We start from the raw sequence: 19,685 nt of genomic DNA, 5'->3' as shown, positions 1-19,685 counted from the left end.
CGTCAGGTCACATCGGGGCGAACTGAAGGCGCTTTACTGGTCATTTTGTTGGGTCAGAATCTCTCGCTGCTGCCGGTCGTGCGGTCATAGAAATCCGGCGACAATCTGAAGCACCACGGTCTGCGCGGATCGACCAGAATCGGGACTTCGTCTCCCGCTTTGGGCACCCAATCGACATCTATTGTCTCTTGCAAGTCAACAAGCCGAGCGGGTTGCTCGAAGATCAACTCCAACCTCATCTGGACGATTACGATGTCGTCAATGGTGGGCTGTAGCATGCCTGACACTGTGACGTCGAGCACCTTCGCCCGCGTCTGTCGGCCAACTCGCAACAGGCGCAAGCGCGCCCAGGCACGGACCACTGCGCGACCCATGCCAAAGGTGGCGAGCACAACGGCAAGGGCAAACAGGGTGACCAGGATGGCTCTGATGACCCAGTCGACGTACGTGGGTAACTGCACGGGCGGCAAGCAAAATGCGGCGACAAAGATGCTTGCTGCCACGATCCATACAGTAAGTCGTATTCGCATCGCTTAAATCACCTTGTCACCGCAGTTTGGATACTCATAGTTGCAGCGTTGAGTATCCGCCTGAATCTCGACGTGCGGTGGCTCGTATGCGCCGTCGCGTGCAGGAGCGATGATCCAGCAACGGTCGTCGTGCGCTAATGTGACCTCGGAATATCATCAAATAAACGATTCGAAAGCCGATCGATGGCTAATTCGAAGATTGGATTAAAATGGTTTGCTGCGTTATTGTTACGCCTCGCGCATTATCTTTTCACGCGCCGTCCGGCTGGAATCAATCCGTCGACGGTACACAGACACGGGGAAAAGCATGGCGATCACGCGGCAAGTCATTACATCGCTTCAGCGAGACGGCACCGATATGCTCGGCACCAATAGTCTCGCGGTGAAAATCGTCGACGAAAGTATCGTTTCAGGGTCGTTACTGACAGTGGAAAGTAATCACTTCTGCGTGCTGAAGTCGCGCGGAGCCGTGCTGAACGTCTACGACACCGGCCAATACGCGCTCACCACGCCCGACAAGCCGCTCCTCGGTTCGATCGTGCAAGGGTTTTTCGGCAATGCATCGCCGTGGGTTTTCGAAGTGATTTACGTAAACCGGTCGAAACTGCTGATTCGCAGTCAGGGCGTCGCGACCAGCGCAGAAATGGCCGAAATGGCTTATCAGGTCGATTATTATATTCACGTCGACAGCAAGGAAGCTGCACTCGATCTCATTACCCATCTGCCTTTCAACGGCAACGTGATCGATATTCGCGAGGTCGCAGATTATGCCGGCCCTGCGATCGAGCAATCGATCAACCAGATCGTGCAGGTCACCAGAATGGAAAATATCAACGAACACATCGGCGAAATCCGCGAAGCCGTCAAAAGCCATTTGAGCGATTTTCTGCGCACGTTCGGCATTCTGCTGAACGACCTGAAAGTGCTGATCGTGCCGAAAGACGAACGCATGCGCGAACTGATCTCCTTGCAGGCCATCGGCCTCACGCCGATCGAAGCGGTGCGCTACTACCTCGCGATGCGCATGGCCGAACGCGGCCTCGTGTCCGCGCCGAATGCGGCGGTCGGCATGCCGTTCAACATCGGCGGCACCACCAGCGGCGTGTATCAGGTCGGCGACGCCGACACCGGGCTCGCGCGGAACGGCTGAACGTGGCCGATTTCTACGACGAAGGCGCGCTGCGCCGCGCGGCGCTCGACCTGTTCAACGGCTGGGGCTACCACTTCTACCGCCGCGAAAACCAGCTGCGCGCCGACGATCAGCTGGTGCGCAGCAAGGCCGACTGGCTGCTCGGCAACACGCGCGCACTGATCGTCGCGGCGGAGTCGGCGTATCGCCGCGAGACCTTTGGCACGCCGACGCGCGCGCAGCCGTTTCCCGATCCAATGGTCGTCGCCAACGCGCAGAAACTGGAGCGTCTCGCGGCGGATATCGGCGTGCTGAAAGGCCGCATGCAGTCACAGCCGACCCCGGAAAACGACCGCATGACGCAGCGCTTCCGGCACGAGGCGGACACGCTGGTCGCATTGATCGCGAGCGACGAACGGCTGGTCGGACAATGCGCGCTGCTGCACGCAACCATCGAGAGGCGCGCCGCCGCGTGGCTGCTCGATCATCTGGACACGCTCGAAGAAGGGCTCGCCGCGATCGGGCAGACCCTGCGCGAGCGCGAGGCGGCGTTGCTCGAACGTCGGCTGTAGCGCCGCGAGCTTTCCTTGTGAGGAGAAAACATGTCTGTCGACACGCTCGTCGCGATTGTGATCGCCGTGGTCGCCGCATTGATCGTCATGTCGATCCGGCGCGGCCGCAGACGGCGCGGGGCATCCATGATGGACTCGACGATGGAGCCGTACTCGTCGACGGCCTCATCGTCGAACGCGGCTTCGAACAACGCGTTTCAGACGCAGATCGACGCCGCGATCGCCACGGCACTGCAATCGGTGTCGCTGCAAACGGCAACGGCATCGGCATCGGCCGCACTCGGCGTCGCGCGGGTGGTGTCGGACGGCTCGCCGTTCGCAGGTTCACGCGAACTCGCGCTCGAACTCGACGCGATCGGCGCGCCGAAGTGCCACGTCACGGCACCCGCGCCCGTTGACCAGACGCTGGCCGTCGGCGATCGCGTCTACGTGCTGCTTGATTCCGCCGATCCGTCCACCGTGACGATCGCGCCCGCGTCGATGACCGGCGGCCAGACGCTGCCGCGCGATGGCAACCGGCTCGACGCGCTGGTGCTTGGCCCGCAGATCCTCACGCAGGGCGAACGCGCGAAAGGCGTGGTGAAATTGGTCGAAGCGTTGCCGATGGCCAACCCGGCGCTCGCCGCGCGCGGCTTCAGCAAATGGCGCCTGGATCTCGAGGTCAGCCCCGAGCGCGGCTGGCCTTATCGCGCCGAACTGACGACGAGCCTGTCGACGCCCGAGAAAGCCGCGCGCATTGCGCAGGTCGGCGCGGAACTGCCGCTGCGCTACGACCCGGAAGATCCGTCTACCCTCGCGATCGATTCAATCGAAATGGGCTACGGCAATCCGTACGAAGCGCTGCGTATCAACGCGCCGGTGATCGAGCGGCATGTCAGCGTGTCGATCAACGGCGTCGCGCAGCACGCGGTGGTGCTGATCGACGCGGGCCACGACAAGATCAGGCTGATCAAGGCGGTGCGCGACGTGCGCCCCGGCATGAGCCTCGCCGACGCCAAAAATTTCGTTGAGCGCGTGCCGAACATGCTCGGCCCATTCGCTTCCGACGACGAGGCGCAACGCGTCAAGGCCGCGCTTGAAGCGGCTGGCGCGACGGTGGCGAGTGCGTCGTCGTCATCGGCGTCGTCGTCGCGCGACGATCCGTCCGACCCACGCGACTGCGCGGTGGTGTTGACCCACGCCGGCGACCACCTGGTGAACGTGGTGCGCGCGCTCGTCAGGATTCGCCCGGATCTCGGCCTCAAGCCGCTCAAGCAGATGGCCGAGGATGCGCAGCAAGGGCTGTCCGTGACGGTACAACGCGATCTGTCGCGCGCCGAGGCGCAGCGTCACGTCGACGCGCTCGGACAGGCGGGCGCGAGCGCCAGGATCGAATAGCGTGTGGGCCCATGCCGATAAACGCCCGCAGCGCCGGACCGCTCATTCAATAGCCTTCTCGTCGGCAGGATGCGCCGTTGCCGCCCAGCTCAATCAACCCGAAGGAACCCCCGCATGCACTCGCCAGTCGCTACGGGCATTGACCCGATGCGGGTGCCTACGATCATCAGCAAGTCGTCGCTCGAGCTGTCGTCGTTTCAAAAGTCAGGTCACCTTGGTCGTTGATTGCGTCCGCACGTTGTGGGTTGCGGACACAATCGTGAACCCGCTTAATCACGGAGGATAGACCGGCGGAAACTGACGCCGACGCCCCGTCAGATGCTCGATCTCATTTGGCCTGAGCCAGCACAAAGATTGCTCGATCACCAAACGCCACCCGACAGGCCTTAAGCCCCGCTGGAAGTGGCGCTTGCGTGGGGTGAGTCACATTCTCACTGGCAGGTAGGCCCAACTGGCTATTGCGGTTGGATCCCCAAACGAATACATCTCCGTCGTCGGCGACTGCAGCGCTATAACCTAGTGCATCGTCAAGACCGGCAGCCGCGATGTCGACAATACGCTTGCCATCGGGAAGCGGGATAAGTTGTGGGTCGAAGAGACCATCCAGCTCTGCCTGGGCCAGGCAAAAGTTCATGTTCTTCCCCCACCCCCAGACACGCCCCTTGCTGTCCAGTCCCAACACATGATCGTGACCAAGCGCGACCTTGACCCATTGCACGTTCGCGCCGCCGGCGGGATCGGCTACCGTCACCAGGGTAGGAACATCGATGATGTCGCGGTCCTGTCCATGTCCCTGCTCTGCCGGCCCCAATGATTTCCACCATTGATACCCCCACGAATAGAGGCGGCCATCCTCACTGACGGCCAGTGCCCGCCAGAAGTTGGCAGAGACCATTTTCCACTTAACATCGAGACTGGGAGCAAGGTTGATGGGTACGCCACTATCACGACCGTGCTCGGGTCCAAGTACGCCAGTATTTGCCCAACCCCAACCCCAGAGACCTCCGTTTTCCCGATCAATGCCGATGGTGAATCTACCGTCCCAGTTTGCCGATCCTCCCGCACAAACGTATGAGAAACGCTGAGGCACTAACGTGGGACGGACAAACTGCGTTTGATGCCCGTCGGAACGTCCCAGTCGTTGATCGTTATTGCAGCCGGCTACCCATGGATTTCCATCACTATCCAGTGCCACCTGGTGAAAGGGGCCCGTCGAGACAAACCGGATATCGGGTCTCTTCCCTTCAAATGGAACTTGTCCTTCAAAAATACTCGGCGCGGGAAATAGCGCCGGATTTTCAACGTGTCCCGTTGCGGTAGCCTGAAAATCGTTGGCTCCCCATGACCAGACAACTCCGTCTGCGCCTACGATGGAATGAAACAGTCTTCCCGAGTCAGGCAGTATGGGTTTGATATTCGACCGAACTACGGCGAGATTCGACTGTGGTTCATCTGACTGGATGCCATTTCCCAGTTGACCATAACCTTGCCAACCTGCACTTAATAAAGAATAACCCGTCGGCATATCGCTTTCCTCATCGATCTGTGGATGTTCGTTTGAATTCGCCTGGTTTGGCACGTCTGTCGACACGGAACCACCGGTTCCGGCGACGTTGAGAACCTTCAAGATGCCACCATCGCCATTGGTGTAAGCCTTGACGATCAGTTCGTCTTTCGCTGGCCCGTCAATAACCACGATTGAATCGTTTGCGTTGACGAAATAGGATCGTCCGCTCCCCTGCGCGTTCGACGCTTCAATCGCCAGAACAAAACCACGCCGATCGGTGCGATCCCAGTTATTGCTGTGGCCCGGTTCGATGGTGTACTTCTCTGTATGGGCAGTCCTCCATTCGTTCACAGAGGCTTTAATCGATTCTTTACTATCGTTCTGGACTTTTATCACAGGTTTTTCCAATGAAAAAGTAATCTACGTTCGGGATGTGATGGATGTTCATCGTCCCGTTCCGCGCTTGCGCCTCAAGTGTTAAATCGTTGGTCTGCACTTGTGAGACGTGCGCCAGAGCTGTCCTCCAGGTATGAGTCAAACACGGAGATATTTTGTCCTGCCGTTACAAAGTAAGATGCGGCAACCCCATTGGACTTTTCAACATTCAATATAAATCCACGCGCATCGGAACGCTCCCATGCTTCTGAATTACCAGGCTGGATGGAAATATACGTGGTCTTTCCATCCTCACTCCATCGATTAATTGAAACGGAAACGCTATTTGAGGATCTATTGCTTACGGATATTGGCATGACATTTAACCTTTTTGGATTGAGGCAGCGCAGTCAAATCCACATCGCTTCACTGAAAAATTCGCATATCCATGCGATTTGAGTTATAAAAATAAAGTAGCGAACCGGCGAAGCAACATGAAATTAAGCGTGTTAAGTTAGCGACGGAACCTCCCCGTACAACTAGGTTGTCTTTTCCGTTTTCATGTGGCCAATGGGCAATTAAAAAATGACGCTCGATTTATTTCAATTGCATTTCTTTCGGTCGAGGAAATTCAAAGTTAATTGACAAAATCGTCAGAAAAATTCACAAATTCATTCACTTTCGCCTTGATGCCAAATATTCTTGTCATGAATCGAGATCCGGTACCCGGTGGGTTGGGCCGCTACATCGCACGTCAATGGGAAGAGCCTTCAGTGCAGCCTCGGTTGCATCGTTGGTCGCACGCACGTTTTTGCCGTTCAGAGTGGCTGTGCGGTTGCCGACCATAGTAAAGGCCGGTGCAGGCGGACTGCGAATCGTGATGACTCGTAGCTTGGGCGCGTTTGTGGGCCGCGCTATTCCGGTTGCAGGGACGGTACTGCTGGGCCGCGACGCATTTTTGATCATGCGGAACACGATTACTACGTACAACCGCCTGGCGAAAACTGAAGACCGGGTTCTTTGATATGGCAGATCAGATTTGGGAAGCGCTTGAAGCTTACGCACGCGAAGAACTAGGCCGTCCGCTGTTCGGACGCCTTGAGCTAAAGCCAGAGTCACGCATCGAAGAAGATTTACGCATCACCGGCGTAGACGCTGTTGAGTTTATCGACAAGTGGGCGGAAAAGTTCAACATCGATGCTCCGGACGGCTTTCCGTATGCCCGATACTTCGGCCCAGACTCACTAGACGTTGTACGCGCAGTCGCCGGAGTGTTCTCAAAGAAGTTCCGCGATGCTCCACTTGTGCCAATTACGCTGGGCATGCTCGCTGAAGCGATGCGGCGCGGCAGATGGAATACGGAGGAAATTGAAGCGACAACGGCACGAAATTAAAGTACTGGCTACGCGGCCATGCGTGGCGTCGTTAAGCGACGTCGCTTAGTGAAATCTCTGTCGGCGAAGATCAACTGCGTGGGCTGATCGGCAAGCAGATCGTGATCGGCAAGAACCACTTGAAAGTGGGCGACGACGATTGCAAGGCAGACAACATGCGTGCCGCAACGCGCGCGACTGCGCCGATTCTGTTGCGTGAGTACAAGGCCGGCGTTAAGGATGCCGGCGTTCCTGCACGGACTCCCGTGCCTGATGCCGATCCTTGCGGGTATGTGTTCCGTGCAGGTAGTGAGATCGTGTTGAGTCAGGATGCCGGGTTTTATCGGGCCAGCCGGGTTAAACCTTAGGCTTCGTCGTGCGTCGTTGGACGGGTGACCGAAACCTTCAGCTCACGAGCGCCACTATTTGGCGTGTTGCGGTTTGAGTGGCCGGTAGTGTTCGCCGTCGTATGCAGTAGTAACAGCATGACCATCGCGCTTGCGAAGTTTCAGGAAAAAAAGGACTGGTGAAACGTCCGGTTCGCCGCCGCATGTATCTGTGTGCTTCTCACGAACACGAACAAGGAAATAGTCACCTTTGTCTGCGGTATCAAAGAACAGGCACTCAGTTTTGTCGGTCGACAAACCATAATCCCGAGTTATATTGGCCGCCATCGTGGCAGCCGCATCTCCGCTGTCAACTGCTACGCCTTTCCCCCACGCCTGGCAGGCCACAAGCAACGTTGCGGCAAACATCACGCGTCGCATCATTGATCCACCCGCCTGTTGTCATACTGGTCAAGCTTGTGCGCGCGGATAATCGCATTGAGCTTGGCTGAGTAACTCGGGTCCGTCGCATACCCACTTTGGGCGAGCGCGATAGCAAAGCGAGAGCTACTCGTGTAAAGAAAGCATCCGCGAAAACGAGGATTGTTACGCAGCATCTTTGCGTAGTCCTCTGCCGCATCGTCGTAGCCACTGTATGAACGGAAGGCATCGTCAATCGTTATGGCCCTGCCGTTGACTACTTCATGCGTCGTAAAGGTCGTGCTCGCTCCGGACGGCGCCCTGCCCTTCACGCCGAAATATGCATTTCCAACCACCGTACGGCCCCAGTCGCTTTCGAGCGCAGATTGCGCGAGAACGACTCCTGCCGGTACCTGATATTTTTGCTGGATCGCGCGTGCGGCTTCCAGATGAGTGTCAATAAAGTTCTTGACGTATGACGGGGGCTCGCGGTGCGCGGGGGCTTGATGCGGCCTAGTGTGATGGCCGTGCGTCGGATGAGATGGCATGTCATGTTTCCAATGGCATTCAAACGGGACGCGTGCAAACTGCACTCGCGAAATCCAAGGCAGTCACGGGAAAGAAAAGAATAATGCCCGCGAGAGTAACGCGCTAAGTATGCCGCGTTACTTGTTAAATGAGAAACTGTAAACGTTATGTCAATGGCATACATGCTGACTTCACCGACGCCTGCGCTGCTTGTGCAGACGCGGCCGGGGAATCGACCGTTACGCAATTTCGACCTCGCCTATCGTGGCCGTCAGCTTTCGCGGCTGCTCGCGTGCGGGTGAGCGTTGAATCCGACAGTTTCGGGCAAGTCATCGTCGACGCTGGTATCCGAGGCTTCGAGCATCGTACGCTGCCCACTCCAGTGAAACGTAGCGTGTCATCCGTTCTTGCTCAACCCAAGCGCGCAACGCTCGGTCTGACCGAATTGCGTAGCGGCCAAGAATGCAACAAGCCCTAGTATTGGAAACGCACGACGACGAGCACGCCTTTGCGGCTCACCACCTTCTCGTAGACAATGCGTCATTTGGGCGTCAGGCGGGAGAGCGCGACGAAGCCGGACCTGCTTGGCTCACAAGAAAACCTCCATGGCGCACAGTCGGTTTCGTCGTTGCAGCGATTAACCAATACGGGATGTGTATGGCAACTTCTAACGAAAAATCTTCGGGACAAGCACGTTACGCGAGCTATCCCAGTCTGGTAGACCGGGTCGTGCTCATTACGGGCGGCGCGAATGGCATTGGCGCTTCGTTCGTCGAGCACTTCGTTGCGCAAGGCGCACGTGTGGGCTTTCTCGACATCGACACGAACGCGGGAACAGCTCTTGCCAGATCGCTCGGTAACGCGCGCCATAAACCGCTCTTCGTCGCCTGCGACATCACCGACATTCCCGCGTTACACGCGGCGATCGCCGAAGTGCGGGCAGCATTCGGACCGATCGAGGTGCTCGTGAACAACGCGGCGAACGATCGCCGCCACGCGCTCGCCGACATTACGCCCGAGTCGTTCGATGCAGGCGTTGCAGTTAACGTGCGGCATCAGTTGTTCGCAGTGCAGGCCGTGGTCGACGATATGAAGGCCGCACGCGCGGGCTCGATCATTAATCTCGGCTCGCATTGCTGGATGCTCAAGAGCAGCCAGTTCCCGGTTTACGCAATGAGCAAGGCGGCAGTACAGGGCCTGACGCGCGGGTTCGCCAAGGACCTCGGCGCGTATGGGATCCGCGTGAACACGCTCGTGCCAGGCTGGGTGTTGACCGAGAAGCAGCGAAACCTGTGGCTCACCGACGAAGGCCGCGAAGAGATACGACGCGGCCAGTGCATCAACGAGGAAATGGAGCCCGGCGATCTCGCGCGCATGGCGCTCTTCCTCGCGGCCGACGATAGCCGCATGATCACGTCGGAGGATGTCATGGTGACGGGTGGCTGGTCGTAATAAGGCCAGTTCTCGCCCGGCTGTTTCGCCCATTGACGAGCGGTAGTGGCATGGCACTTCCGAGGAAAGGTTGGCGGATGGTGGAAGCGCGTTCGCGAGCTCGCGCAACCAAGCGAGGCCTCGAAGATTTTCGACGATTTCACCGGATCGTTGACTGACCGCTGATGGCCGGCTGCTGTCTCATGAATCGCATGCATCGCGTTGCTTGACCGACCTTGGTCGGCTGGACGCGACCCGCAATAGACGCTCGACTTTCTGCTGAACGGACGTTCGCGGCGTGGTGGACGCTGGATTCGCACAGCGGGCATCGAGCACCGGCGTTCACGGAAGCAATTCTATCTGGCGGGCAAGTTCTTCATTTTTCCTTGCGACCCACAAAAAGAGCAACCCGAGAACCCCAAAAACGACTACGAAGACTGCAGCCTCGACGGCAAGCAAAGTGCCGGGGCCTTGATTGTGATCCGCCAATAGCTCGGCTAGCAGGAATGGAAAAGCGATTAATATCCGGCAATCCAGCGCATCTGTTTCCCCGTCGCTCGCAGTTTCTGCGTTGTCGCCCCGTTCGCTACTGCAAACTGCGCCGGAATTACTCAATTGTCACCAATCTACGGGCGCCTGTCGAACGTCGCAAACTGGCCGATGACGGGCCACCGTGGTCGCGCCTAACGACCCTGAACGGTCTTCCAGATTCTCTGCAAGCCGACGGTCGCACAAGCGAATTTCGAATCTCCCATCGAACGCCATGATCCATTGGTTTTCTCCTGGACATCGATATCTCAATCGGCGCACGTCGATTGACTCCTTGAAATATCAAAGCGAAATGGCAGCAGATTACCTGAAGGAATCGGAAAAACAGGAGGCGCGTAGTCGGCATCCGACCAAGCATTTCCTGATGTTCGAATGTACGAAGTGGGAGTGCCCACGTGTCCACCCAGCGGATACGGATAGCACGACCACAGCTGGTACATGCGTCTGTTCTCAAACATGAAGTGCGCAAGTTGCTTGTCCTCGATGCTGAGCAACAACGCATTGAGGTCCCGGCCTGCTCCACCGACATTGCCCAAGCCATGCTCAGATCTTGCGACCCTGCCGTCCACTAGGCGGATTGCCCAAAAGCCGTCTAGACTGGCTTGTGCTGTCGGAATCGGGGCGGCGGATATCCAGATCATGTTTGCGATGGCACGAAGTTGCGCCAGATCTTCCGTCGCAAGTGCAATGTTCGAGCGATGAGTGATCGTGGACTGCGACTTCCCATCAATCAATTTCAACTCGAAATCGATAACTGATAGGGTCCCGGTATCGAAATCAACCACTGTTGTTCTCGTTCCTCCAAGCCCGCCACCCGAGACGGTGAACCCATGGAGTAATTGCTTGAACATGTATCCTTCCGGCATCAGAGACGAGGAGCAACTTGCGCCGCACATCTGCTCCGATGCGGGAGACCCGATTTCATGCGTAGCCGCCAGACGTACCACTCGAGGCGGGCGTGCGTCGAGGGAGTGCAGGTAATCTTCCAACGTATCAATCTCCGCCGAGAACTGCTGATTGATGCGGCGCTGCGCAACGAACTGACTGTATCGATCCCGAATATTTAAGGTCAGACCGAGTTGCATTCCAGCATTGTCTTCTGTGGCATTGATCTGATACCGGCGCTGGGAAAATTCACCGTACGTGAGCTTTTGCTGCGAAAGGGCGACAGCAAGCTGGCGTTGCGTCGCTTCGCTTATTCTGACAAACGCCGCCTTTTGCAGGACGATCGCTTGCTCCGTCGGCATCAGATTCGGCGACATCAGATCGATTCGACGCTCCTGCTCTATGCAGGTATCACGGAGTCCAATCCACTTCAGGATAAGTGGTATTTCGGCATTCGTCGGAAACACATCCAGCGACGGGTACGCATTCGGCGTAGGCGTCAATGGCTCATGAAAAACCTCTATCTTGTTGCGAATTGGGTCCAACTCAGGCGTGGACATGGCTACTGCACATTCTTTCAGCCATGCGTTGATTCGCGCGTTTACCTCGCTATACCGGTCACCAATCGTCCGGTTTCGAAGTTGGGCCGCTGGAGTGAACTCCGCCTGTGAAGGATCAGTTGCTCGATGCGTTGTTGCCATCGTATCTGATACGCATGCCGACGTAGCGGGACCGGATAAACAGCCGGAAGAGAGATCGGTCGATAAGGAGCGACTGGTGTTGCAACCACTCAGCAATACCATGGCGGCTAATACGGCAATATGTTTTGTCATTGTGTGACTTGCAGCCAGCCTTCGTTAGGTAGTCTTCGTGCCTCGCTTGTAACCAAGCGTAAGACATCTGCTAGACCCGGCCAGAAAGATTTTTTAGCGACACATTCAAGTGTTTTTTTCCTGTCGATGCCTTAAATGGCAGCGCCGGACGAACGTCTGGTTCGATGCGATCTGGGGATGACAGCATGCCATTATTGTCGACGATCAAGTCTACGATGTCGAACGACCGCAACTGGCCGACAGCGACCCGAACAGGAGATTGGTGATCACTGCTTCGCCGGGTCTATCCATCCCGGGCGAAGTCCGCGAACGTGTTCTTCCCGGACCTGCTTGATCGATTCCGCATCGCCTAGATTAGCCTCAATCTCGCCGACGCAACCCCAGCAGTCGCCGCCACAGTTCATCGACAAGAGATCGTCGGGCTGATCGAGTGCTCGCCCACATATCCAGCATTTCATCGCTCGACTTCCAGGATGTGAAGTTGCCAAATTGTCAACGATTTGGCCGAGGGCGTCGACTGGCTGTTACTGGCTGTTCTCGGCAGGTCGCCATGATGCAAATCGCATGCGGCAAACACAGCGGCGTTTGTGGTCGGCTTTGCGCCTTGTTATGGCGAAGCTGTATCTTTGCAAGCTATGCCTGATCTCCTTCAAGGAAACCATGAGCTTCCACACATACATGCTGTTTGTTGGTGCCAGCCTCATTCTGTGTTTGGTCCCGGGACCCGATATGTTGTTCCTGCTAGGGCGAACAATCGCTCAGGGGCGTGCCGCGGGTCTAAGTGCAGCGTTCGGAATCAATCTCGGCGCATATGTGCACCTCGTCGCGGCAGTAACGGGCCTTCTGCGGTAATCCTGGCGTCCGCAGCGGCGTTCACTGCGGTAAAGTGGGTAGGCGCCTCATATCTCTTCTACCTTGGATTACGAGCGTTGCTCTCCAAGGGAAGCCTGGTTTTTCCCATTGGAGATGCGAGAACGAAAGCTCTACGACTTATTTTTTGGCAAGGCTTTCTCAGTGATGTGCTGAACCCCAAAGTCGCGCTGTTTTATGTCGCGCTGCTTCCCCAGTTCGTGAGCGCACACGATCTAAACGCGGTGATGCATTTGCTCGCACTAGGCTTGTCCTGCAACATGGTTGGAATAGCGACGAGTATCACCTACGTCTTTTTCGCCGCGAGAATGACAACTGCACTTCGCCGCAATCACGCCATTTCCTCCTGGTTATCCAAGGCAATGGGAGCTCTGTTTGTTGGGCTCGGGCTGAAGTTGGCAACAGATAAGATCTGATGCGGCTCGCTCTGCGTCGCGGAAAGCTCACTTGCTCATATGGACCAGTGCAGCAAAAAAAACGTTAGCAGTTGATTAAAGCTTCATCCATTGCTGACGAACTAACCAGTGATGTCGAGTGACCGCTCGTGGCCGAACGGCGTCTTAGCTATACAGCCTGACGACCCACTACTGCGCGCCTTGGCGTTTTGTCGACCGTCTGTAGACGGAACATGCACGGTGCCGCAGATCCTGCGGAAACCTTCGATTTTTGGCGATCGCCAGCAGCAGCTCAACGATGTCATCGTCGACCGGTAGCCCTTGCTCGAGCCAATCGACCGCCAGACTGCACCAATATGGAGTGGGCCAACGTAGCCCCGCAACCACGACTTCTCGAGCACAACCGCCGGTCGATGAAAACTCGGCCAGCGAATGTGCAAGTGGTTGGACAATTGCGGGTGATTTCATCTTGGCGATTCGGCAGTAAGGACGCTAGTTGTCGACGAAAACAAGCTCGTTGATTTTCGGCGATTTGAGCGTCCGTGTCGAACGACCGGTTGTGGCCGACTACCTCCGGACGCCGAGGACCGAGATCTGCAGCCGACCCATAAGGGACCTTCGATTTCCTCTAGAGCGGTGGTTCAGCCGCGGCTATTGCCCTGCATTTTGGCAGCGACTAACTTCAGCGGATACCGCCCCCAGATGGGTAGCCAGGAGCATTGACAATTGAGGTGTCGACGCCCTGCCACCTGAAGTAGTAAACGCCAATGCCAACGCATATCACGCAAATCGCCAACGCTGCTCCGATCATTTTCTTGGTTAGACAACCCATGAATCGAACCCCATAGTTAGCCTTGGTAGCAGTCGCATTGTCGCCACGTCCGGTGCAATGGTCCAGCGCTCGCGATTGATCGCGCTCAGCCGCACAACGACTGGCTCAGTTCGACCCTGAGCGGTCGTATGATGTTACCCGACAGCGGACCTTCGAATCGAATCAGTACCTACACAATCCTTCACAGGTTGATTGCGCTAGATTTTTCGCAATTGTCTCGATGTAACCCTTCAGACTTTCTGGCGCACTATTGCTTGCAGCTTTTGCCCTCAGTTCTAGCTTCTCTCGCTCGTCTTGTTTCATGATCGGAACGAATTGCGAAGCGGTCTCAGCAAGTGCTTTGAGCATGCTGACCCGATAGTGCTCACTCAATGAGATGTCATTCGCCGAGAACAAAGTTCCAAGAAAAAAGCCATCGATTCCCTTCCTGCCCTGCTCGAGACCTCTCAGCCGTACAGGCGTAATTTCCTCTGGCTTCAGACGTTCGATAAACCGCGCAAGTAGTGGTGTTTGCCGCGCCATGCAGCGAATCTCAAACGGTTGCAGTTCAGACAATTCGTCTTGGTAAGTCAGCACGTTCCGCTGCTCAAGTCGGAGCACGGCCTGCTGAAGGGCTTCAGCGGACATGCTCTTGTCAACATGATTACGTAGATCGAACAGCATATAACTCATGACTTTGCGGTTCGCTTTGTCACATACGTCCATCAACGCTGGTAGCTGTGCGTCGTCGAACGTAATGCCGTCGAGAAAGCGCCGATTATCGGATAGCGTCGCGAGCAACGCAGCGGCTCGTTCATCTGTCAGGCGGGGCATGGCGCCGGTTTTCTCGACCCATTCGTCGAACTGCTGGCTCGCCTGAATATAGCCATCAAACTGATCCGCGAGGACGCTGGTAATAAAACCGAAATACAAACAGACAAAAGTAAGCCAAAACTTGGCACGATGCATTCTTCCCCCTTCGCGTAGCGTCCGGCGTGGCAGACATACCGTTTTGGTCGAAACGGATTTAGGCTGATCAACAGCTAGTTTCGATCTTGAGGACGCAATTATCGACGATTTGAGCGCTACCACCGACTGACCGCTCCTGGCCAGCTGCTGTCTCATGAATCGCATGCATCTCGTCGCTTGACCGACCTCGGTCGGCTGGACGCGACCCATCCAGCCGTTCGTTGCTGCACACGACCGATGGCTGTTAGCGGAGTGAAACGATCACTCCGCGCCGCCCTGCATGGCCGGACACAGTAGCTTCCACGTTCGTTTGGTGCCTTGCTCGAGCACCGTGGTCTGGCTGTCACGCATCGCGATGATCTTGCCGCGACGCATCTGCCCATCGCGGCCTCTCCGACCAGGTTAGAGCGTCGTACGCAGATCGCGCACGCTCTTTCCAAGCTTGCGACGAAGTAGCCCTCGCAGAGTCACACCGTCGGCGTAGCCCACTTGCTCGGCCACCCGATCGACGCTTTCGTGACTCGTCTGGAGCAGATGCACCGCGTGCTCGACGCGTAAGTCCTGGAAGAACCCGAGGGGCGTCTTGCCGAGCGTGCTCTGCAGGCGCCGCGCCAGGGTGCGCTCGCTCGTTCCGACCGCAACCGCAGCATCGGCGAGATTAAAGCCCTTCGAAAGATTGCGACGCGCCCATCCCTCGAAGCGCTCGACCAAAGGGTCGGCGTGCGCCAGGTGATCGGGGATAGCGTAAGCGGCCTGCGATGCGCGCGAATCGACCAGCAGGTAGCGAGCCGTGAGCGCTGCAAGTGCGGGGCTTCGACGCCTCACGAGCCCAAGCGCCAGGTCGACGTGCGCCAGGGCTGCTCCGGCCGTGACGAACGGCGCTGAGACGATGAGCATGCGTGAGTCGTCAAGCGACACCTTCGGATAGCGACGGCGAAACAGCGGCGCGAGCCACCACGATGTTGTTGCCGTGTGTCCGTTCAGAAGTCCCGTTTCTGCGAGCAGTAAGGTCGCCGTGCAGGCGGCGCCGATCCACACATCTTCGTTGGCCTTGGCGACCATCGCTGCCTTGATGTCGCGTAGCTCTGGCTGCTCGAGTGCGGCCTCAATGGCATCAGGCGTCACCGGTCCAAGGGCAGGCGTGACGATCGCGTCCGGCCGGGACTGCCGGTCGATGGACTGCACTGGAACAATGAGTCCATTGGCGGTTCGAACGCGCCGTCGGACGCCAACCATCGTGACGTTCAGAGGCGCAGGTGAAGGGTCCAGCATTGGCGCGAGCTGGTTTGCGTAGCTCAACGTGTCCACGATTGCCGAGAGCCCGAAGTCCGCGACGCCGTTGATAGCAATTACATGGATTTCCATGGCAGGAATTATATCAAAAAAGGCAAATTTGCCACTTATTGTGGGCGACCAAGCTCTCTAAAGTACAGGCTTCTTACACATATTCCCGCATACGGGACGAAAGGAAAATCATGATCAAGCTCGCAATCCTCGCGACGATGGAAGCCAAGCCGGGTAAGGAAGAGGCCGTCGCCGAATTCCTGGCTGGCGCTAAGGGGCTCGTGGAAAAGGAGGCGTTCACCGTCACCTGGTTCGCGATCCGCACCGGCAAGTCGACGTTCGCCATCTTCGACGCGTTCGACAACGAAGCCGGCCGCAATGGTCACCTGACCGGTCAAGCCGCCGCGGCTCTGATGGCTTCCGCCAAGGATCTCTTCGTTCGCGATCCGGTCATCGAAAAAGCGGATCTGCTCGCCTTCAAGCTGCCCGCGTAATGAACATGGCAGCGTGACGGAAACGGCAATAGTGCCGATGAAGCATGCTGCCTGGAGTTTAGCTCACTGGAGCGCGCCTCTTCTGGCGCGAAAGCCGGTGATGATTCGCTCGACCAGGCAGTGTGTGCCTCGTTGTGCGATTTCACTTAAAACAGAGGAAACTATGAGTGCTTATCTGATCTTCGTCGTGCACAGTGCTCACGACAAAGCATTGCTCCAGAAATATCGCGATGAAGCGATCCCGGTCGTCAAGAGTCAGGGCGTGAAATTCTTTGCCGGGCCCGTTATCAGCGCCGCGCTGGAAAACGGCCCCGTGGACTCCAGCGTTGTCCTCGAGTTCCCGACCGTCGAAGATGCGCAAGCCTGGTACAAATCCCCTGAGTACGCACCCCTCAAGGCAATGCGTCAGGCCGCGGCCACGAGCACCACATTCATCGTGGAATCGTGGCCCGAGGGGCTCTAACTTCCAGGTCACTCCGACACGGCGTCGTCATGCCCCAGCTCGAGGGTTAGTTGATCGGCAGCATCGCTACGGCGCTCGCATGTGGGGCGCCGTAGCGCTTCGCCTAGAACGTGGTACAAGGCCGGAGTTAAGGATGCCGGCGTTCCTGCACGGACTCTCGCGCTTGATGCCGATCCTTGCGGGTATGTGTTCCGTGCAGGTCGTGAGATCGTGTTGAGTCAGGATGGCGGGTTTTATCGGGCCAGCCGGGTTATGTCTTAGGCTTCGTCGTGCGTCGTTGGATGGTGACCGAAACCTTTAGCTCACGAGCGCCACTATGCGAGTCGCAGCGCCAGCACGAAAGCGTTCGCCAGAGCATGCGTGAGGTAGGTAATCACAACAGGCCGGCCGTGCCGTCGCGCCTCTATTACGAACACAGCGGCGAGCACGGTCGCGCCGAAGAAAATACTCAGTGCGGCACGATCGGTATAGCCATGCAGGCCAGTAAATGCAACAGCTGAAACAAGCCCAGCAAGCCACCACGGCTGACCAAGAGCGCCACGTATCAATCGAATTGGCAATCATTGTCCAATCAGCGTTTCGATATACGGCATCGCAACGACAATGACGAACAGTTGAAGCCCGATCGAGCGATCAGAGAAGGGCTTTTCATGCTCGGGCACGGCTCCCCATAGCCAAGTCCCAATCAGAATCAGCACGATCTGGTCGAAAAACATCAGGGTGGCTCCGCCAATTGCCAATCCCCATCCAGGAATGGCCATCCGGTGAATCTTCGCGACGATCTTAAGGATAGGCCACAACTTTCTTGGTTCCTCGTGGAGTTAAATGCGATGCATGTCTACGTCGATACAGCGTCCGTTGAAGCTTCGAGCATCGTGTAAATCTCGTCGGTTACGAGCTCAGCCCATCGACGATATTGTGTCGGCCCAGGATGAAATCTGTCTCGTGCCATATCTTCAGGGCAAGCGGCCCACTCCAGTGAAACGTAGCATGTCATCCGTTCTTGCTCAACCCAATCGCGTAACGCCCGGTCTAACCGAATTGCGTAGCGGCCCAGATACCAGCGCAGCGGATGGGATGCAGCAGGAAGGATTCGCAACGGCGGCAGCCCGGTCACGACCAGGCCGATCGCACCTGTTCGTCTGCGAAGCGTGTCGGCAAGCAAAGCGTAGTCGCGCAGGAACTGATTCGGCCGGCGTTGCGACGTGACGTCGTTCGTGCCGAGCGCCGTTATCAGGTAGTCCGCGGGATCGAGTTGGCTGCGCGCCAATAGCTCAAGCGCCTCGCTAGTGTTGACTCCCGACCGGGCGACCAGTTGCCAAGCCACGCATCGGCCCGTCATCCTTGCCAATCGCTTTGCCACCGGCTGAGCCAACGCTTTGGCTTGGGTACTGACTCCGACGCCCGCGGCCGACGAGTCTCCGACAACCAGGATGCGCAATGGCGTTGTCCCGGGACCGCAGTTCCCCTCAATGCCGCTGCGAGGGCCAGCAGCTTCCGGCAAACGCAACGCAGTTCGCCGGAGCCACCACGCCTGCACCAAGAGAACTGGGCCCAGTGCAGCCTTATACAGGTTCAACATTGGACAGCACCGCGAGCGAGATTAGACTGGTTCAACACGGACGACAGATCAAAATACGCTACGCCGTATCGGCAAGAAATGTGATGGCAGCAGCAATGCCTCTCTTGTCGCGGAGTATTTTGCGATGCCCCTGATTTTCCGTGAAGAACATCTGCGCATTCGGATTGTTCGATTGAAGAAGTTGTGCGTGTTGGACAGGTACTTCGTCGTCTTGCATGTCGTGAATCAACAGGATTGGATTTCGGTAAGTGCGAATGAGTTGCGTCGGTGAGATGCGCTCCCAGCTCCACGCATTTCGATATTTACGTTCGAGCCGCAAGCGCATGTCGTGAACAGCCGCCTTACCGATCCGGAGGAAGCGCGCGAACGACTCTGTAATGAAGACAGCCTCAGCAAAGCAACTGATCAAGATCAGTTTCTCCGCTTTCAATCCAAAACGGTCAATCGACAACAATGTACAGGCGGCGCCAAACGAATGCCCGACCACCACGTCGATGGGCCCGACATGCTGAGCCACGATCGCAATAGCTTGGGCGAACTCCATCATGTCGGTGCACTTGCCTGTCGAGTGACCATGCGCCGGGCCATCAACGCTACAAACCCGATATCCAGCCTGCACGAGGGATTCCGCGTAGCTTCCAAGATGTGTACTTCGGCTGCCCCATCCATGCACCAGCAACGCCGTCTTGTCGCCCGCGCCATGAGTCAGGACGCGCAACTGTTTGTCACCGACCGTCACGAACTGCCGTGTTCCCAAGCCCTCAAACCTGCGTTCCCAGCGACTCGCTGTGGTGCGAGGCGGAGTGAGAAAAACTTTGAGCGCCAGAGACGACGCGAGGCGAAGACTGACGAACGACAGTATGCGAAATAGACACCGTAGCACTTGAACGTAGAGGCGAACGGCGAGTGGACTGCGGGCAAGCGAGACTTCGTTGATCACGTCTGCAAACTCCGATTTAGCAATTTCCAGCACGGCTTAACG

The 19,685-nt window shown here is 57.1% G+C and carries 20 protein-coding genes and 1 pseudogene; 10 read left to right on the top strand and 11 right to left on the bottom strand.

From position 1 onward, the window contains the following. Positions 1–53: 53 nt before the first annotated feature. A complete protein-coding gene (locus ACYVNQ_RS30695; RefSeq protein ID WP_460908077.1) occupies positions 54–503 on the bottom strand; it encodes a hypothetical protein in 450 nt (149 codons plus the stop codon). 334 nt (positions 504–837) lie between these two features. Here ACYVNQ_RS30695 and ACYVNQ_RS30690 point away from each other — a divergent pair, with 334 nt between their 5' ends. The 3 genes from ACYVNQ_RS30690 to ACYVNQ_RS30680 are packed head-to-tail and all read left to right on the top strand — an operon-like array spanning position 838 to position 3,608. Then, the gene (locus ACYVNQ_RS30690) at positions 838–1,680 is read left to right on the top strand and encodes an SPFH domain-containing protein (RefSeq protein ID WP_460908075.1); all 843 of its coding nucleotides are present in this window, start codon (positions 838–840) and stop codon (positions 1,678–1,680) included. 2 nt (positions 1,681–1,682) lie between these two features. Beyond that, complete coding sequence (locus ACYVNQ_RS30685; protein ID WP_460908073.1) at positions 1,683–2,231, top strand: hypothetical protein; 549 nt, start codon at positions 1,683–1,685, stop codon at positions 2,229–2,231. Positions 2,232–2,261: 30 nt separating this feature from the next. Beyond that, positions 2,262–3,608, top strand: a complete 1,347-nt coding sequence (locus ACYVNQ_RS30680; protein ID WP_460908071.1) for a ribosomal protein L7/L12 — start codon at positions 2,262–2,264, stop codon at positions 3,606–3,608. A gap of 328 nt (positions 3,609–3,936) precedes the next feature. Here ACYVNQ_RS30680 and ACYVNQ_RS30675 read toward each other — a convergent pair whose 3' ends face one another. Next, positions 3,937–5,511, bottom strand: a complete 1,575-nt coding sequence (locus ACYVNQ_RS30675; RefSeq protein WP_460908069.1) for an RCC1 domain-containing protein — start codon at positions 5,509–5,511, stop codon at positions 3,937–3,939. 760 nt (positions 5,512–6,271) lie between these two features. Between ACYVNQ_RS30675 and ACYVNQ_RS30670 the strand changes: the two are divergent. From ACYVNQ_RS30670 to ACYVNQ_RS30660, 3 genes and pseudogenes are all read left to right on the top strand, one after another. Next, a pseudogene (locus tag ACYVNQ_RS30670) lies at positions 6,272–6,514 on the top strand (STM2901 family protein); the annotation flags it as partial. 1 nt (position 6,515) lies between these two features. Then, complete coding sequence (locus tag ACYVNQ_RS30665) at positions 6,516–6,884, top strand: DUF1493 family protein (RefSeq protein ID WP_460908067.1); 369 nt, start codon at positions 6,516–6,518, stop codon at positions 6,882–6,884. A gap of 101 nt (positions 6,885–6,985) precedes the next feature. Then, positions 6,986–7,231 carry a hypothetical protein gene (locus tag ACYVNQ_RS30660; RefSeq protein WP_460908065.1) on the top strand — a complete coding sequence of 82 codons (246 nt, stop codon included), beginning with the start codon at positions 6,986–6,988 and terminating at the stop codon, positions 7,229–7,231. Between the two features lie 54 nt (positions 7,232–7,285). Here the strand turns inward: ACYVNQ_RS30660 and ACYVNQ_RS30655 are convergent, their stop codons facing one another. Further along, the gene (locus tag ACYVNQ_RS30655) at positions 7,286–7,633 is read right to left on the bottom strand and encodes a hypothetical protein (RefSeq protein ID WP_460908063.1); all 348 of its coding nucleotides are present in this window, start codon (positions 7,631–7,633) and stop codon (positions 7,286–7,288) included. Then, entirely contained in the window at positions 7,630–8,157 is a 528-nt protein-coding gene (locus ACYVNQ_RS30650) for a glycoside hydrolase family 73 protein (protein WP_460908061.1), read from the bottom strand. Before ACYVNQ_RS30650 ends, ACYVNQ_RS30655 begins: the two co-directional genes overlap by 4 nt. A gap of 637 nt (positions 8,158–8,794) precedes the next feature. Between ACYVNQ_RS30650 and ACYVNQ_RS30645 the strand changes: the two genes are divergently transcribed. Then, positions 8,795–9,589: an SDR family NAD(P)-dependent oxidoreductase gene (locus ACYVNQ_RS30645; protein ID WP_460908505.1), complete on the top strand. Its 795-nt coding sequence runs from the start codon at positions 8,795–8,797 to the stop codon at positions 9,587–9,589. A 321-nt stretch (positions 9,590–9,910) separates the two neighbouring features. Here the strand turns inward: ACYVNQ_RS30645 and ACYVNQ_RS30640 are convergent, their stop codons facing one another. Together ACYVNQ_RS30640 and ACYVNQ_RS30635 are read right to left on the bottom strand one after the other, a co-directional pair. Next, complete coding sequence (locus ACYVNQ_RS30640) at positions 9,911–10,183, bottom strand: hypothetical protein (protein ID WP_460908059.1); 273 nt, start codon at positions 10,181–10,183, stop codon at positions 9,911–9,913. A 182-nt stretch (positions 10,184–10,365) separates the two neighbouring features. Beyond that, a complete protein-coding gene (locus ACYVNQ_RS30635) occupies positions 10,366–11,835 on the bottom strand; it encodes a hypothetical protein (protein ID WP_460908057.1) in 1,470 nt (489 codons plus the stop codon). 635 nt (positions 11,836–12,470) lie between these two features. Here ACYVNQ_RS30635 and ACYVNQ_RS30630 point away from each other — a divergent pair. Further along, positions 12,471–13,121, top strand: coding sequence for a LysE family translocator (locus ACYVNQ_RS30630; RefSeq protein ID WP_460908503.1), 651 nt, complete (start codon positions 12,471–12,473; stop codon positions 13,119–13,121). Between the two features lie 973 nt (positions 13,122–14,094). Here ACYVNQ_RS30630 and ACYVNQ_RS30625 read toward each other — a convergent pair. Further along, positions 14,095–15,036: a hypothetical protein gene (locus ACYVNQ_RS30625; RefSeq protein WP_460908055.1), complete on the bottom strand. Its 942-nt coding sequence runs from the start codon at positions 15,034–15,036 to the stop codon at positions 14,095–14,097. A 246-nt stretch (positions 15,037–15,282) separates the two neighbouring features. Next, positions 15,283–16,245: a GlxA family transcriptional regulator gene (locus ACYVNQ_RS30620; protein WP_460908053.1), complete on the bottom strand. Its 963-nt coding sequence runs from the start codon at positions 16,243–16,245 to the stop codon at positions 15,283–15,285. A gap of 110 nt (positions 16,246–16,355) precedes the next feature. Here ACYVNQ_RS30620 and ACYVNQ_RS30615 point away from each other — a divergent pair, with 110 nt between their 5' ends. Further along, positions 16,356–16,658 carry a putative quinol monooxygenase gene (locus ACYVNQ_RS30615; protein ID WP_042309826.1) on the top strand — a complete coding sequence of 101 codons (303 nt, stop codon included), beginning with the start codon at positions 16,356–16,358 and terminating at the stop codon, positions 16,656–16,658. Positions 16,659–16,821: 163 nt separating this feature from the next. Then, positions 16,822–17,121 carry a DUF1330 domain-containing protein gene (locus tag ACYVNQ_RS30610; RefSeq protein ID WP_007589537.1) on the top strand — a complete coding sequence of 100 codons (300 nt, stop codon included), beginning with the start codon at positions 16,822–16,824 and terminating at the stop codon, positions 17,119–17,121. A 560-nt stretch (positions 17,122–17,681) separates the two neighbouring features. Here the strand turns inward: ACYVNQ_RS30610 and ACYVNQ_RS30605 are convergent. The 3 genes from ACYVNQ_RS30605 to ACYVNQ_RS30595 all read right to left on the bottom strand — a co-directional run bounded on the left by ACYVNQ_RS30605 (position 17,682) and on the right by ACYVNQ_RS30595 (position 19,676). Further along, positions 17,682–17,882: a hypothetical protein gene (locus tag ACYVNQ_RS30605; protein WP_460908051.1), complete on the bottom strand. Its 201-nt coding sequence runs from the start codon at positions 17,880–17,882 to the stop codon at positions 17,682–17,684. A gap of 77 nt (positions 17,883–17,959) precedes the next feature. Then, entirely contained in the window at positions 17,960–18,703 is a 744-nt protein-coding gene (locus ACYVNQ_RS30600) for an SGNH/GDSL hydrolase family protein (RefSeq protein ID WP_460908049.1), read from the bottom strand. Positions 18,704–18,761: 58 nt separating this feature from the next. Further along, complete coding sequence (locus tag ACYVNQ_RS30595; protein WP_460908047.1) at positions 18,762–19,676, bottom strand: alpha/beta fold hydrolase; 915 nt, start codon at positions 19,674–19,676, stop codon at positions 18,762–18,764. Positions 19,677–19,685: the final 9 nt, after the last annotated feature.

The sequence above is a fragment of the Paraburkholderia jirisanensis genome (genome assembly GCF_054782355.1).
The sequence above is the reverse complement of the archived record's forward strand: the minus strand, read 5'-3'. Positions and strand labels throughout refer to the sequence as shown.